The 14557-nt window shown below is 76.2% G+C and carries 9 protein-coding genes; 1 reads left to right on the top strand and 8 read right to left on the bottom strand.

Going from position 1 to position 14557, the window contains the following annotated elements; genetic code table 11:
• The first annotated feature begins 61 nt into the window (after positions 1 to 61).
• Complete coding sequence (locus ABT112_RS16965; protein ID WP_351510250.1) at positions 62 to 1093, top strand: methyltransferase domain-containing protein; 1032 nt, start codon at positions 62 to 64, stop codon at positions 1091 to 1093.
• 273 nt (positions 1094 to 1366) lie between these two features.
• Here the strand turns inward: ABT112_RS16965 and ABT112_RS16960 are convergent, their stop codons facing one another.
• The 8 genes from ABT112_RS16960 to ABT112_RS16925 form a co-directional block, all read right to left on the bottom strand.
• Complete coding sequence (locus tag ABT112_RS16960) at positions 1367 to 2749, bottom strand: FHA domain-containing protein (protein WP_351510247.1); 1383 nt, start codon at positions 2747 to 2749, stop codon at positions 1367 to 1369.
• Between the two features lie 46 nt (positions 2750 to 2795).
• Positions 2796 to 4127 (bottom strand): vWA domain-containing protein, encoded by a 1332-nt coding sequence (locus ABT112_RS16955; protein WP_351510245.1) that lies wholly within the window; start codon positions 4125 to 4127, stop codon positions 2796 to 2798.
• 231 nt (positions 4128 to 4358) lie between these two features.
• Complete coding sequence (locus tag ABT112_RS16950) at positions 4359 to 6152, bottom strand: PP2C family protein-serine/threonine phosphatase (RefSeq protein WP_351510243.1); 1794 nt, start codon at positions 6150 to 6152, stop codon at positions 4359 to 4361.
• A gap of 11 nt (positions 6153 to 6163) precedes the next feature.
• Entirely contained in the window at positions 6164 to 8944 is a 2781-nt protein-coding gene (locus tag ABT112_RS16945) for a serine/threonine-protein kinase (protein ID WP_351510241.1), read from the bottom strand.
• Positions 8941 to 10278 (bottom strand): hypothetical protein, encoded by a 1338-nt coding sequence (locus ABT112_RS16940; RefSeq protein WP_351510239.1) that lies wholly within the window; start codon positions 10276 to 10278, stop codon positions 8941 to 8943. The genes ABT112_RS16945 and ABT112_RS16940 overlap by 4 nt, the downstream gene beginning before the upstream one ends.
• A 47-nt stretch (positions 10279 to 10325) precedes the next feature.
• Complete coding sequence (locus tag ABT112_RS16935) at positions 10326 to 11261, bottom strand: glutamate ABC transporter substrate-binding protein (protein ID WP_351510404.1); 936 nt, start codon at positions 11259 to 11261, stop codon at positions 10326 to 10328.
• Between the two features lie 92 nt (positions 11262 to 11353).
• Complete coding sequence (locus tag ABT112_RS16930; RefSeq protein WP_351510236.1) at positions 11354 to 12733, bottom strand: GlnX family signal transduction membrane protein; 1380 nt, start codon at positions 12731 to 12733, stop codon at positions 11354 to 11356.
• Between the two features lie 534 nt (positions 12734 to 13267).
• The gene (locus ABT112_RS16925; protein WP_502975375.1) at positions 13268 to 14383 is read right to left on the bottom strand and encodes an N-acetylglucosamine kinase; all 1116 of its coding nucleotides are present in this window, start codon (positions 14381 to 14383) and stop codon (positions 13268 to 13270) included.
• Positions 14384 to 14557: the final 174 nt, after the last annotated feature.

Here is a 14557-nt window from a genome sequence, read left to right as displayed (position 1 = left end):
GCAAAAGCCGCGACGGGCCTACGGTGTCGCGTCGCCGGGCCGTGCGCAGCACAGTGGAGGCATGGGCAGGCAGGGCGGCAGGGGCGACGCGGCCGGGGACGGCGCCCGCACGGAGGCCGCCGCGGCCGCCGCCCGGGCGGCGCTCGTCCGCGTGATCGTCGCGGACGGCGGGCTCACCGACCCGGCCTGGCGGGCGGCGTTCGTCGGGGTGCCGCGCCATCTCTTCGTGCCGTACTACTACGTGGCCGTCGAGGACGGCTTCGAGCAGGTCGGCCGCGACCATCCGGATCCCCGCGTCCGGGCCCGCTGGCTGTCCGGCGCCTACGCCGACACCCCGCTCGCCACGCGGGTCCGGGACGGCCGGCTCATCTCCTCCAGCAGCCAGCCGTCGCTGATGGCGCGGATGCTGGAGGTCCTCGGGGTGCACGACGGCGACCGGGTCCTGGAGATCGGCGCGGGCACCGGTTACAACGCCGGGCTGCTGTCCCACCGGCTCGGCGAGGAGCGGGTGACGACCGTGGACCTCGACCCGGAGATCGCCTCCTCCGCCCGCGACCACCTCGCCGCGGCCGGGCACCGTCCGGAGGTCGTCACCGGCGACGGGGCGGGCGGCTGGGCCGCGGGCGCCCCCTACGACCGGATCCTCGCCACCTGCTCCCTGGCCGCCGTGCCGCCCGCCTGGATCGCCCAGTGCCGTCCGGGCGGGCTCGTCCTGGCCCCGCTGGCGACCGGCCTGATCGCGCTGCGGGTCCGGGACGCCCGGCACGCGGAGGGCCGCTTTCTGCACACCTCCGCCTACTTCGTGCCGCTCCGGGGCGGGCCGGAGCCGCAGCCGGTGGACACCCGCTCCCTTCCGCCGGGGGTTCTCGACGAGGAGCCGTTCCCCTTCCTGCTCGCGCTGACCGCCGGCCGGCAGGCGCCGGAGTCGGTGTACGAGCTCTGGGAGGACGCGCACCGGCCGGGGCGCGAGCGGTTCGGGGTCACGGTCCGCGGGGACCGCCAGTGGGCCTGGCTGGACCGCCCGGACGGCCCGCACGCCTGGCCGCTGGGCGACGGCGCGGCGGTCGGGACGGCCGGCCCGGGGGGACACTGACCGGGACGCGGAACGCGGGATGAGGGACCGGGACCGGCCGCGGAAGGCAGGCGCCCGGCGCCGGTGAACGCCGGAACCGTGGCCACGGCACGGCGCGACATCGCACGGCATGACACGACGTGACACGGCCCCGGTCCCCGGCTCCTCACCTGCTCAGGAGCCGCGAACCGGGGCCGGAGAACACCCGTCCCGCCGGGAACACCGGGAACGCCGAGAACATCTGGAACGCCGGGAACGCCGGGCCGGTATCCGCTCGCTCGGCTGCCGGTCCCGTCAGCCGCGGCGGACGGTGATCGTGGTCCAGGCGCCCACGTGCACCCGGTCCCCGTCCTGCAGCGGAACCGGGATGAACGGCTGGATCGACTCCTCGCCGCCATTGATCGTCGTGCCGTTGGTGGAGTCCTGGTCGACGACCGCCCAGTTCCCGTCCGGCTGCTGCACCAGCAGCGCGTGCTGGTGCGAGACGCCGGGGTCCTCCGGCGGGCGGGACAGGTCGATGTCGGGCGACTCGCCGGTGCTGTTGCGGCGGCGGCCGATGGTGACCTGGCCGGCGGAGAGTTCGAGCTGCTGCTCCGGGGAGTACGCCGGGAGGTTGAGGCCCGACGCCTCGGGGCCGCTGCGCCGCATCATCGCCATGAAGTACTCACGGTCCGGAGCGACGACCGCGACCCAGGTCCCGGACGGCTCCGGGTGCGCGGGAGGGGCCGGCGGGCCGGCGGGAGCGCCCTGCGGAGGGTAGGGCTGCTGCCCCGCGGGGCCGAAGTCCGGGGCCTGCGGCTGTCCGAAGTCCGGGGCGTGCGACTGCCCGCCCAGCTGTCCGAAGTCCGGAGCCTGCGGCTGCCCGCCCTGCTGTCCGAAGTCCGGTGCCTGCGGCTGCCCGCCCTGCTGTCCGAAGTCCGGTGCCTGCGGCTGCCCGCCCTGCTGTCCGAAGTCCGGTGCCTGCGGCGGGCCCTGGGGCTGCGCCGGCGGGGGCAGCGTCCAGTCGTCGTTCGACCCGAAGCCGGGCTGCGGCGCCTGGTACGGGGCCTGCTGCGGCGCGCCGTGCGGCGCCTGCTGCTGCGGCTCGGGGGAGAGCGGCTCGGCCGGCCGGTTCATCTGGGAGGGCCGCGACGCCTGGTAGTCGAACCCCTGCGGCGGCCCCTGGAGGCCCTGGGACTGCTGCGGCGACTGCCCGAACCCGTGCGACTGCTGCGGTCCGCCCGGCTGCTGCTGGTGCGACTGCTGCGGCTGATGCGACGGCGGCGGGAACGCGGTGGGGGAGTGCGTCAGGAAGTTGTAGCGGCACTCCTCGCAGAACGGCGCCTGCGCCTCGCGCGGCGTACGGCACTGCGGGCAGAGCTCGGCCTGCGCGGTGGCGTGCGGGTCGTACATCCCCGGGGGCCGGTTGGGGTGGCCGCCCGGATTCGGGTAGCCGTAACCGCCGGAGCCGCCCATCGGCGCCCCCGGACCGGTGGCCCCGGCCGCCGGGCTGGGGTATCCGTAGCCGCCCGGACCGCCGCCCATCGGGGCATTCGGACCATGGGCGCCGGGCATCGGCGGGGGCGGGGGAGGTGGTGGGACGGCTCCGGCCGGAGCCCCGGCACCGGCCATGCGGTGTCCGCAGACCTCGCACCAGTCGTCGGAACCCGACTGGTGTCCGTTCGGGCAAGTCGGCATGTCGGTGCCTCCCCCTTTCACCTCGGCCCCTCCGGACCGCTTTTGGTCACTTCTTGACGCGAACCGTCTTGGTGGAGCGCGTCTCGAGAGTCATCTCGTCGGCTTCCGCGACCTTCGCTTTCAGTCGCACAGTACCTGTCGCCGCATCGACGACGTCCACCACCTTCGCCAGGAGTTTCGCCGTACCGTCATTTCCCGACACACTCGCCAGTTGTACGGCCCGGCCCAGCTTCGCCGTCGCTTCGGCGACATGGCCCGACTTGCGGGCATCCAGTCCCTGTTGGATGACCTGTGACAGTTCCGCCTGCCCTGTGTAGTGCGCGACCTGCGGATCGATGGAGGTCGAGGCGGCCAGGTCGTCGGTCCACACCGCCCGGACGAGGCCCTGCGCCAGGGCTTCGGGCACCCCGCCGTCCGGCCGCGGGAGGACCAGCGAGGCCCGCGCCGCCAGCATCTCCCGGCCCACCTCCGCCGCCGGGACCCGGACGCACAGGTGGTAGTCCCGGGACTCCGCGCCCCAGGACCCCGTCGGATAGTCGCCGGCCCGGGGCCCGGCCGCAGTCCGCCGGCCGGTCAGGTCCTCCACCGTCGGCGCCACCTGCTTCACGAAGACGATCTCCGCGTCCACCGGGGTCCACACCCGCAGCGCGACATCGGCGACCGCCTTGCCCATCGCGTCCTCCATCATCCGCGTGAAGTCCGCGGCCAGCCCGGCCGGATCGGCCACGATGTCGGCGCTGCCGAGCAGGGCCGAGGCGATCCCGGTGACCTCCTTGACCTCCCAGTCCGTGCCCACGCCCCGCGCGTCACAGGTGAACCGGCCCGCGCAGGCGTCGAGGGCGGCGCGGAGCTCCTCCGGCGACTCGTGCTCGTTGCGTCCGTCGGTCAGCAGGATGCCGTGGCGCAGGGAGACGTCCGCCGCGTCGAGCAGCCGGTCGGCGAGCCGCAGCCAGCTGCCGATGGCGGTGCCGCCGTCCGCCCGCAGGCCGTTCAGCGCCCGCTTGGCCTGCTTCCGGGTGTCCGGCCCGGCCGTGGCCAGACCGCCCGCCGCGGGAAACACCGGACGGGCCGTGTGGGTACCGGCGATCACCGCGAAGCGGACACCGTCGCGCAGGGCGTCGATCGCGGCCGCCGTCGCCTCCCGGGCGCCGCGCAGCTTCCCCGGCGCATGCCCCATGGAGCCGGAGCAGTCCACCATGACGACCACCGCCGCGTCCGGTCCCGCGCCCTGCGGCGGCGCTCCCGCGGACGCTCCGCCGTCGCCGGCCGAGGTCACGGTGACGACGGCGTGCACCTCGCGCCCGCCCTCGGGGAGGTGTTCGTTCTGGTACACCTCGACGGAGAACCGCGGCCCGCTGTGCTGGGGGAAGTCGGCCATCTGATCCGCTCCTCGACACTCCGTCCGGACCTGGGCAGAAGGGGCGGGCGCGGTCCGGACGGGCGCTGCCCCCGTGCGGGCCCGCCGGCCGGTCCGGCCGGCGGGCCCTCGACGGTACTGATGCTCTCCGGGGCCGTTCGGTTGTTCAGCGGCGGCTTTTCGGGCCGGTGCCGCCGGTGCCGCTCAGGCCGACACCGCTCAGGCCGGCGGCGCTCCTGGTGCGAGGACCTCTCAGGCCGTTCCCGCTTCCGTGCCGGGGAGCGGGAACGGCACCACCGCCACCGTGACGTTGTCGTGCCCCCCGCCGTCGAGCGCGTAACCGACCAGCGTCCGGGCGCCGTGCAGTGGCCGGGACCGGGCGTCCGTCGGCACGGCCAGGGCCATGTCCGCGGCGCCCTCGGCGTAGTTCCACAGCCCGTCGGTGCAGACCACCACGACACCGGGCCGGTCCGGCTTGAACGAGGCGGTGTGCGGGTCGAGTTCGTACGCGTCCGCGCCGAGCCAGCCGGTGATGGCGTGCGCGCGGGCGTCGGCGTACGCCTCCGCCTCCGACATCAGGCCCGTGGCCACCATCTGCGCGGCCCACGAGTCGTCCTCGGTCAGCCGCGCGGGCGGGGCCGTCCGGTCCTCGGGGACCCAGTAGGCCCGGCTGTCGCCGATCCAGCCGACCGTGAGGATGCCCGCGGCGACGACCGCGCTCACGATGGTGCAGGCGGGGGCGTTCCGGTTCCGGTGCGACTCCCGCTCGTCCTCCGCCCCGCTCTGCGCCAGGGAGTTGACGGCCTGCGCGGCGGCGAGGATCGCCTCGTGCATGGCCTGCTGCGGGTGGGTGCCGCGGGGCAGCGCGGCGAGCAGCGAGGCGCTCGCCGCCTCCGAGGCCGCCTGGGAGGCCTCGTCCGGCCGGGTGGCCGAGGAGACCCCGTCGCAGACGACCGCCACGACGGCCGGAGCGCCGTCCGGCAGCGCGGCGGAGGAGAGTGCGAACGCGTCCTCGTTGCGGTGGTGGCGCAGCCCGCGGTCGCTGACCGCCGCCACGCCGTCCAGCGCCTCCTCCAGGTGGTCCCGCTCGCGGGGCTGGGCGTGGCCGCAGTTCTCGCAGTAGCCGTCCCGGTCGATCACCCCCATGCGGCAGGCGACGCACGTCCGGCCCTTGCCCTCCGGTCCGCCGGGGGCGTCGGTCGCCGTCCGCGCGGACTCGGCCGTTCCGTAGGCCGCCGCGGTCCGCGGATCCTCGGGAGCGGAAGCGGCCTCGGGGACGGAACCGCTCTCGGGGACGGAAGCGGCCTCCGGGACGGAACCGCTCTCCGGACCCGCCGCCGGAACGGAACCGGGCTGCGGGCCCGCACCGGCGTGCGGGCCGTCGGCGCCGGCCGGCTCGCCCGCCGGCCGGGCTCCCGGCTCCCGCGGGGGCTCCACGGTGGGGGCGGCCAGCGCGTAGTCGTCCGGCTCGGCGGCGAGTCCCGCCTGCGGGGCCCCGGCCGGGGCGGGCGCCTGGAGGGAGTAGTCCCCGCCCGCCGCCTCGGGAAGCGGAACCCCGCCCGCGGCCGTGTCCGGAGCCGCGGCCGGCCCCCGGCCGCCCGGTACGCCGTGAGCCGCGTCCGGACCGTGGCCCTGGTGACGCTGTGCCGGAGCCGGAGCCGGAGCCGGAGCCGGGGCCGGAGCCGGAGCCGGGGGCGCCGCGGGCGGTGCCGGTACGGGCTCCGGGGCCACGGCCGGCGGATACGGGGGCGGTGGCGGAACGGCCGCGCCCCCCGGTCCGGCTCCCGGCCGCGCCGAGGGCCCGTCACCGGCAGCGGGCCCGTCACCGGCAGTGGGCCCGTCATCGGCGGCGGGCCGGGCCGACGGCCGGGGGACGGTACCCTCCGCGGCCTCGGTCCGGGCCTGCCCGTTGCGGGCAGCCGTGGGCCGGCCCGTGTGCGGCGCCGCGGCCGACAGGTCGGCCCCGCACGCGCCGCAGAAGTTGTCCCCCGGCTCCAGCGGCTCTTCGCAGCTTGGGCAGGCGGACAGCTGGGGTGGCTGGGGCATTTGAGACATCGTTACACCCACGTCCTGGGGCGGAGACGGTTGGCCCGCTCCACCAGTTCGATCCTTTCCTCACCGCGCTGGGCCAGCCGCGCGAGGACCCGGTACGAGCGCTCCAGTCCGAAGCGCAGGCCCCGTTCGTCCAGGCTGCTGCCGAGCAGCGAGCCGTACTCTCCGGGGACGGCGCCCTCCGGGGGAGCGCCGTGTCTCCCGGAGAGTACCCAGTCCAGCGCGGCGCCCAGAACTTCGGTGGCCAGCCGCTCCCGGCGGACCGCGTCCAGACCGAAGTCCCGGAGCCGCTCCACCTGACCTGCGGCCGCGGTGAGATCGTCGAGCAGCGGCTCCCTGGCCGAGCGCTGCCGCAGCCGGGCGCGTATCGCCGCGACCCGGGCCGCCGTGTAGTGGATGGATGCCTCCGGAACCGACTCCAGGGACGCCACCGCTCCCGGCCGGTCCCCGGCGGCGAGCCGCACCCGGGCGAGCCCGAAGGCGGCGCTCACATAGCTGGGGTCGGTCACCCAGACGAGGTGGTAGTACTCGGCGGCGTTGTCCAACTGGCCCAGCACCTCGGCACAGACGCCCAGCGCCAGCTTGGGGGCGGGCTCGCCGGGGAACGCGTCGTAGACGGCGTCGAACGACAGGGCCGCCGACTCCTCGTCGCCGGTCACCAGGGACGCCACCCCGCGGTACCAGATCACCCGCCAGTCGTCGGGATGCCGGCTCTCCAGCTCCGCCAGCACCTCGGCCGTGGCGCCGAGGTCACCCATCTCCAGCCGGGCCCGCAGCTCCCTGAGCCGCAGCTCCACCGAGCCGGTGGGCGCGCCCCGGAGCGCGGCGAGCAGTTCGGCGGGCGCGGAGGCCAGCAGCCCCGCGAGGAACCCGGCGTTGGGGTCGGTGGGGTCGACCAGCGGCACCGGCAGGGCGAGCACGGCCGACCGGGTGTCCAGCGGTTCGAGCCCCGGGTGCTCACTGTCGCCGGCCAGGGCCGCGAAGGGGGCCGTCCCAGTTCCGGAGGAGAGCGTTCCGGGGTGGTGCGCAGCCGCCGCTCCCGGGAGAGCCGTTCCCGGCGCCGCGGACCCCGCGGCTCCGTGCCCGGCCGCACTGGCTGCACTGGCCGAACCGGCCGCACCGGAGGCGCCGTGCCCGGCCCCGCCGTTCGCCCCGGCCACCGCGTGCCCGCCTCCGTGTCCCGCCCCGTGCCCCGCCGCGGCGGGCACCGGCCGTTCGCTACCGGCCGCCTGCCGGGGGAGAGCCACGGCCGCGGCGGCCGGTCCGTCCGGACCCGCAGGCCCGCGTCGTGGCCGGGCGATGGAGCGCACCCGGGGCGAGCGGACGCCCAGCACCGACACCGCGCCGGACTGCTCCGCGAACAACCGGGTGTCCGTGACCCGCAGTTCCGGCCCGAACAGGGTGGAGAGCGCCGGCCGGGGCCGGCCCGTGCCGAGCGCCACGACCTCCCGCAGGACGCCGGTCAGCTGCTCGGCCATCTCCTCGGCGGAGCCGAACCGGCGCGCCGGATCGGGGTCCGTGGCCCGGACCAGGAACCGGTAGAAGGACTCGTAGCGGCGGAAGACCTCGATGTGGCCGGGGTCGGGCAGGCTGTCCACGAAGACGTTCGTGTAGCCCTGGAAGTCGAAGGTCAGCACCGCGAGGGTGCGTGCCACCGTGTAGAGGTCCGAGGCGACGGACGGGCCGGAGTCCGCGACCTCCGGCGCCTGGTAGCCGATCGTGCCGTAGATCGCGCTCTCGTGGTCGTCCATCCTGCGCACCGCGCCCATGTCGATGAGCTTGAGCCGGTCCTGCTGCTGAATGGCGTTGTCCACCTTGAAGTCGCAGTACAGCAGGTTGCGGCTGTGCAGGTGGCCGAGGGCGTCCAGCGCCTCCAGCCCGTAGGCGCAGGCCTGTTCCACGGGCAGCGGGTCGCGGCGGCCGTCCGGCCCCCGCCGCTCGTTGGCGATCTCCTTCAGCGACTTGCCGCCGACGTACTCCATGACGATGTAGCCGTCGAGGCTGCCGGTCCGCTGGTCGAGGTGTTCGACGAAGTTGTAGATCCGGACGATGGTGGAGTGCTCGATCTCGGCGAGGAAGCGCCGCTCGGAGACGGCCGCGGCGAGCGCGTCCTCGTCACCGGTGTCCAGCAGACCCTTGAGGACCACCCAGCGGTCGGAGACCGCCCGGTCGACGGCCAGGTAGATCCAGCCCAGCCCGCCGTGTGCGAGGCAGCCCGCCACTTCGTACTGGCCGTGCACCACGTCCCCGGCCCGCAGCTTGGGCACGAACGAGTACGGGTGGCCGCACTTGGTGCAGAACCCCTCAGTCCGGCCCGGCCGCTCCCCGCGCGCCCGGCCCACCGCGGCACCGCAGTCGCCCCGGCTGCAGAATCGCTTCCTCTCGGGAACCTCGGCGCGCTCCAGCACCGCGGTCCGCGGATCCGGACGGGGCACCTCCGGCACCGTGACCAGCCCCGCGCCCAGCTTGTTGCGCCCCGACGGGCCGGTGGCGGAGCGGGCGGAGCTGCGCACCGACACCGAGCGGACCGTCCGTGCGCCGGACAGCGCGCGCGACAGCCGCCCCGACACCGAACGCCGGGAGGACGAGGAGCGCGACGAGGCGCGGGAGGCACGCGAGGAGGACGACGAACTGCCCCGGTGCCCGCCCACGGCGCCGGTCGCCGGCGAGGCCACCGTGCCGTCCCCGGACACCACGGGAGCCAGCCCGCAGGTGTCGCAGTACAGCTCCCCGCCCCCGAAGTCCTCGTACGCGCCCGGGCAGCCCGGCCGCTGGCAGTTCTTCATCCGTCCCCCTCACGGTCCTCGGGACCGGCCTGTCTCGGCACGAGAACCTCCGCGGCGGCCCGTTGGTAACGCAGGACCGCCTGTTCGGCGGCGCGCAGATCGCACGGCGCACTCCACAGCATCCGCCGCGCCGCGTCGTACCGCTCGGTGAGCATCGGGTCCTCCGCCATGCCGTGCCGGGCCACCTTCGCCCGGTACGCGTCGAGCCGGCCGCGGAGTTCGGCCCGCACGGCCAGCGGCGCGGTCACCGCCGTCAGCGACTCCCGGGCGCGCATCAGCTCGTCCTCGGCCCGTACCTCCAGGGTGTCCAGCAGCGGGGAGAGCCGGTGCCACTGGGAGCGGCGCCGGTAGTCCGCCGCGGCCGCCAGCTGTTCGTGCAGCGCCGTCGCCGGGCCGCTCACCGCCGGCACCTCGGACGCGGCGATCTTCGCCAGGACCTCGCCGCGCGCCTCCCGCGCCTCGGTGAGCGTCCGGTCGGCCCGGGACAGCACATCGCGGAGCTGGAACAGCCGCTGTTCGGCGTCCTGCCGGACGGCCAGCACCGCCTCGATCTCGCGCCGCACCTCCTCCAGGGCCCGCGCCGCCCGGTCGTAGCGCCCGGTGTCCGGCCGGCCGCCGCCCGGCGCCGCACTGGCGGAGCGGGCCGGGACCCAGAACGCCAGCGGATCGGAGACCACTTCGCCGCGCAGCGCGGTCAGTTCCCGGGTGATCTCCTCCAGGTCGTCGCCCGACGGGTGTTCACCGGGGCGCACCCCGACGGAGTGCGCGAGGGAACGGGTGCGCCGGAGTTCGGCGGCGAGCAGATCGATCCGGGCGGGCAGCGCGGACCAGACGGCGTCGGCCGCCACCACCACGTCCAGGGCCCGGGCGTACCCGTCGTTCATCCGCCCGACCAGTTCCTCCAGGCTCAGCCGCTCGCCGGTCCGGGCGGGCGGCCCGGTGATGTCGGGCGACAGCCCGGCATCCGGCGTCCCCGCCGCGGCGGCGGCGTCCGGGAGCGTGACGGCGGGACCGCTCAGCAGCCCGGTCAGCTCGGCCAGGTCCTCCCGGGACGGCCAGCGCCGCCGGGAACGCACCTCACGGGCCTCCCGCAGCGCCGCGGTGTAGGCGTCGAAGGACGTCCAGAGCAGGGTGATGAGCGCTTCGGCGGCGGCCCAGCGGCTCCTGGTGGTGCCGGTCAGCCCGGCGCCCTCGAGGAGTCTGCGGCCCGCGTGGTCCTGCAACGCCAGCAGCGATGTCTCGATCGCCTCGTGCTCCGCGCCCAGCCGGGCCAGTGCACGGTCCGCGTCGTCCCGGTCCATGACCGGGTCTCCGGCGGCTCCCGGGCCCCCCATCGATCACCTCTCCTCTGCTCGCGGCCGCTGTGGGCGGGTGCGCACGGTCAGTCCTTCTTGTACGTGGGCTCGGGCGGGCCGTCGATGCCGTCCAGGTCGTCCTCGAGCCAGCGCTTGTACGCCTTCATCCAGCCGCTGTCGTCCCCGCCCTTGCGATACTTCTCCAGGACCTTGTTGACCCGGCGTACCAGGTCTTCGTCGCCGAGGTTCATCGCCACGCCGTACGGCTCCCGGGTGAACGGCTCACCGACCAGTTCGACGGACGGGTCCTGGGCCGCCTGACCGGCCGCGAGGGCGTTGTCGGTGATCACCGCGTCGGCCCGGCCGAGCTGCAGCCGTACCAGGCAGTCGAGTTGGTTGGGCACGGTGGTGACCTTCGCGCCGTGCGAGGTCCTCCGCAGCTCGGCCTCGCCCGTGGAACCGGCCGCGGTGCACACCCGGCGGCCGCGCAGGGTGCCGTTGAACGCGGTGACCGGCGAGCCCTTCGGCACCAGCACCTGCTGTCCGGCCTCGAAGTAGGCCGTGGAGAAGGCGACCTGCTTGATGCGATCGCAGTTGATCGTCATCGTCCGCACGATGACGTCCACCTTGCGCTGCTCCAGGGCGGGGATGCGCTGGTCGGTGGGGATGGCCCGGAACACCACCCGGCCGTCGGGGCCCAGCAGGTCCTTCGCTATGGCCCGGGCCAGGTCGATGTCGAAGCCCTCGAGGTCCTTGGTGGCCGGGTTCCGGTAGCCCCAGCGGAAGCTGTTCTGGTCGACGCCCGCGATCAGATAGCCGCGGTCCTTGATGCGGTCGACGGCGGGCCCGCTCCTGCCGGACGGCTTCAGACTCGCCTCCGGGTTCCTGCAGTCGCCGGCCACCGACTTCGGCGCCGCGGGCACATCGGCCGAGGCGACCGAGCCGGCCCGGCCGTCCCGGGGATCCGCCCGCTCCAGGGCCTGCGGCAGCAGACCCGCGGCCACCGCACACGCCACGGCCATGCCGGCGACGCCTCCCCAGCCGCGCAGCCGCCGCGGCGTTCTCCTGGGCTCGTGTCGCACTCGGCGCTCCCTCACCGGGGGTTCCCCTCCCATCACCGGTACTCCGACAGCCTGCGGCCGATCCCCAGCAGCGCGGCGGCGCCGCCCAGCAGCGCCAGGACCGCGGCGCCCGCCGGCAGTCCGGTGAACGCGCCCCGTCCGCTGTCCGCCGCCCGCCGGAACTCCCGCTGCTCGTGGGCCACGGCGGACGCCAGCGCGGCGTCCACCCGGTCGAACGAGGCCCCGGTGGTGTCACCGTCGCCGATGACCCGCTGCACCGCGTCCTCGTAGGCGCCGCCCTCGTCCGTCCTCCGGGCCTCGGCGTGCCGCCGCTGCCAGACCCGGACCTCCGCCACCGCCTTGCGGACCGGGTCGCGGCCTTCCGCGTCGTCGGCCAGCCGCTGGGCCCGGTCCAGCAGCGAGCCGCGGCGCGCCGCGCCCGTGCCGCGGCCGGCCAGTTCGGCCATCCGCGTCCCGTAGCCCGTCTCGTAGAAGTCCCGCCCGTCGGGCGTGAGCACCGCCCCGCGGGCCACCAGCGTCAGGCTCTCGTCCCCGCGGGCCTGCAGTGAGCCGGTCCGCGCCTCGTTGAGCACCTGGAGCGACCGCGCGCCGCTGTCCCGGGACTCGTGCAGCCCGGCCGCCGCCAGGGCGTGCCCCGCTCCCAGCCACAGCAGGGCGACCGCCGTGGCGCCGGTCGCCGCGAGCAGGCCCTGGCTGAACACCCGGTTCGTCCGGAGGAATTCGCGCCGCTGCGCCCAGCCGAGCGCGCCCAGGGCGGCGGCGCCGGTGCCCAGCGCGGCCCACGGCCACGCCGTGGCCGCCGTGTAGTCCGCCTCCAGCCGGGCGGTCTCCGCCTCGTACAGCGCGCGGGCGGCGGGGAGCAGCCGCGTCCGCATCCGCTCGTTCGCGTACCGCAGATAGGCGCCGCCGAGCGGCAGGCCCTGCCGGTTGTTGGCGCGCGCCTGCTCGATCAGGCCGGTGTAGACGGGGAGTTCCTTGTTGAGCGTCGCGATCCGGCGGCGGGCCGAGCCCGAACCCTCGCTGTTGGCCGCGGCCTTCACCAGGAGCGCCGACGCGGTGTCGATGTCCCGTTCGTACCGCTGCCGCACCTCGGGCGGCCACTGGCCGCCCGCCAGGAAGCCCGCCGCGGCACTGGTGTCGGCGTCCGCGAGGGAGCGGTGGATGCTGGCGGCGTCGGCGCTCAGCGGCTGGCTCCGCCGCACCACGTCGTCGGCCGCGGCCTCCCGCCCGGAGGTCTGCCAGGCCGTCACCCCGCCGAACGCGACGACGAGGACGGCCAGCAGGGCTCCGATGATCCGCAGCCGTCCGGGCTCCGTGGCCGATCCGGCCCGCAGCCGGTCCAGCCCCTCGGCCCAGGCGGTCGGGCGTGCGGGGGCCGGTGGTGCCGCCGTCCCTGTCGGCGGGTGCGTCACTGGACCTCCCCCTTGGTCGCTGACCGTGGCCCGTCGCCCCCGTGGCGCAGGACAGGTACCCGGCCTGAAGTATGGCCGCGGTGACCGGTATCCACACCGGGATTGACTGGATCTTGTTCGGATCGCTACCGAACACGCGGGCCGGCGGTGCACGGGAGACCGGCCCCCGGTGTTCATGACGCGTACCGTAGCCGTTCGGTTCCCATGTGTGGTCGGCCCAGGGGGGCGGCCGGTGCGGGGAGGGGGTGGGAGGCGCGCGGGCACTCGCGCGCGCCGGGCAGGTGGGCCGCCGGGACGGGGAGCTCCCCGGTGGTGTGCCGAGGCGGGTGGCTGCGGTCGGGCGCCCGGTCGGGCCCGGATGCGCCGGTGGCGCCCGGATGAACTCCTGCACTCCCGCACGCCGGTGACGATGCGTGCCCCTGTCGATACGTTCGGTCGCGGGCGGTCTCCCAGCCGTCCCGCCCGTCTCCCTCTGAGGGGGCAGCGTGTACGTCACCTGAGTGCGGGTCACCGCACCGCCGCGGGCCGTCCCCTCTACCGGAGGAGGGGGCGGCCCGCGGCGTTCCCGTCCCCTGGGCCGTCCGCCGGGCCGTCCGTCAGGTCGTCCACCCGGCCGTCTGCCGGGGCGTCCGCCAGGTCGTCACCCAGGTCGTCACCCGTGCCGTCCGCCGGAGCATCGGCCGGGGCGAAGTGTGCCCGCAGCCGTGCCGCCGCCTCCGGTCCCGCCCCCATCCGGTCCAGGCCGAGCAACGCCGCGCCCAGCACCGGGGGTTCGGTCACCACCCGGGGCACCGCCCTCGGGGCGCGCGCGGCCAGGGCGGCCGTGATCCTGTCCAGCAGCAGCGGGTGGCGCGCGGCGAGCACACTGCCGCCGAGCACGACCGGCACCTCCTCGCCGAGCAGCCCGAGCCGGGACAGGGCGACCACCGCCAGCGCGACGATCTCCTCCGCCTGCCGCCGCACCAGGGCGCGGGCGGCGGGGTCGCCGGCCGCCGCCGTCGCGAACAGCAGCGGCGGGATCTCCCGGCGGCGCGCCCGCGGCACCCGCCCCAGGTGCAGCGCCTCGATCAGCGCGCCCATGTCCGGCAGTCCGAAGTGGGCGGGCAGGGCCGTGGCGAGAGCGGTCGGCCCGCCCCGGCCGTCCGCCGCCCGCGCCGCGCACCACAGGGCCTCCTCGGCGAGCTCCGCGCCGCCGCCCCAGTCGCCGGAGAGCCGCCCCAGCGCGGCGAACCGGGCGGTGCGCCCGTCCGGCAGCAGGCCGACGCAGTTGATGCCGGTGCCGCACACCACGGCGACGCCCCGCGGCTCGTCCACACCCGAACGGAGCACGGCGAACGTGTCGTTGACGACCTCCGTCGTGCCGCCCCAGCCCCGCCCGTGCAGGGCCTCCCGCAACTGCCGCTCCTCGACCGGGAGATCGGCGTTGGCCAGGCAGGCGGCGACCTGCACGGCGTACGGCAGGGCGCCGCTGCCGAGCCCGGCCGCCCGGGCGGCCCGCCGGACCGTCCGCTCCAGGGCGTCCACGGCGGCGGCGATGCCGACCGCGGGAGGGCGGAAGCCGCCGCCGCGCGCGGTGCCCAGCACGCTGCCGTCCGCGCCGACCAGCGCCACATCGGTCTTGCTGTTGCCCGCGTCGATCGCCAGGACCAGCGCGTCGGGGGCGGTCGCCGGGACCAGGACGCTGGGGGCGGTCGCCGGGATGAGGACGCTGGGGGCGGTCGCCGGGATGAGGTCGTCGGCGGCCTGCGGGACCGGCCGGCCGGGGACGGTCGCCGGCACCGGCCCGCCGGGGCCGGTCGCCGGGACCCGGGCGCCGGGCGCCAC

This window comes from Streptomyces sp. NPDC002055 (assembly GCF_040296705.1).
GTDB lineage: Bacteria > Actinomycetota > Actinomycetes > Streptomycetales > Streptomycetaceae > Streptomyces.
This window is presented reverse-complemented; position numbering and strand designations above follow the sequence as displayed.

What these genes read in the sequence shown, in the direction of transcription:
- ABT112_RS16965 (WP_351510250.1), top strand. Translation starts at nt 62, where the DNA reads ATGGGCAGGCAGGGCGGCAGGGGCGACGCGGCCGGGGACGGCGCCCGC.
- ABT112_RS16960 (WP_351510247.1), bottom strand. Translation starts at nt 2,749, where the DNA reads ATGCCGACTTGCCCGAACGGACACCAGTCGGGTTCCGACGACTGGTGC.
- ABT112_RS16955 (WP_351510245.1), bottom strand. Translation starts at nt 4,127, where the DNA reads ATGGCCGACTTCCCCCAGCACAGCGGGCCGCGGTTCTCCGTCGAGGTG.
- ABT112_RS16950 (WP_351510243.1), bottom strand. Translation starts at nt 6,152, where the DNA reads ATGCCCCAGCCACCCCAGCTGTCCGCCTGCCCAAGCTGCGAAGAGCCG.
- ABT112_RS16945 (WP_351510241.1), bottom strand. Translation starts at nt 8,944, where the DNA reads ATGAAGAACTGCCAGCGGCCGGGCTGCCCGGGCGCGTACGAGGACTTC.
- ABT112_RS16940 (WP_351510239.1), bottom strand. Translation starts at nt 10,278, where the DNA reads ATGGGGGGCCCGGGAGCCGCCGGAGACCCGGTCATGGACCGGGACGAC.
- ABT112_RS16935 (WP_351510404.1), bottom strand. Translation starts at nt 11,261, where the DNA reads ATGGCCGTGGCGTGTGCGGTGGCCGCGGGTCTGCTGCCGCAGGCCCTG.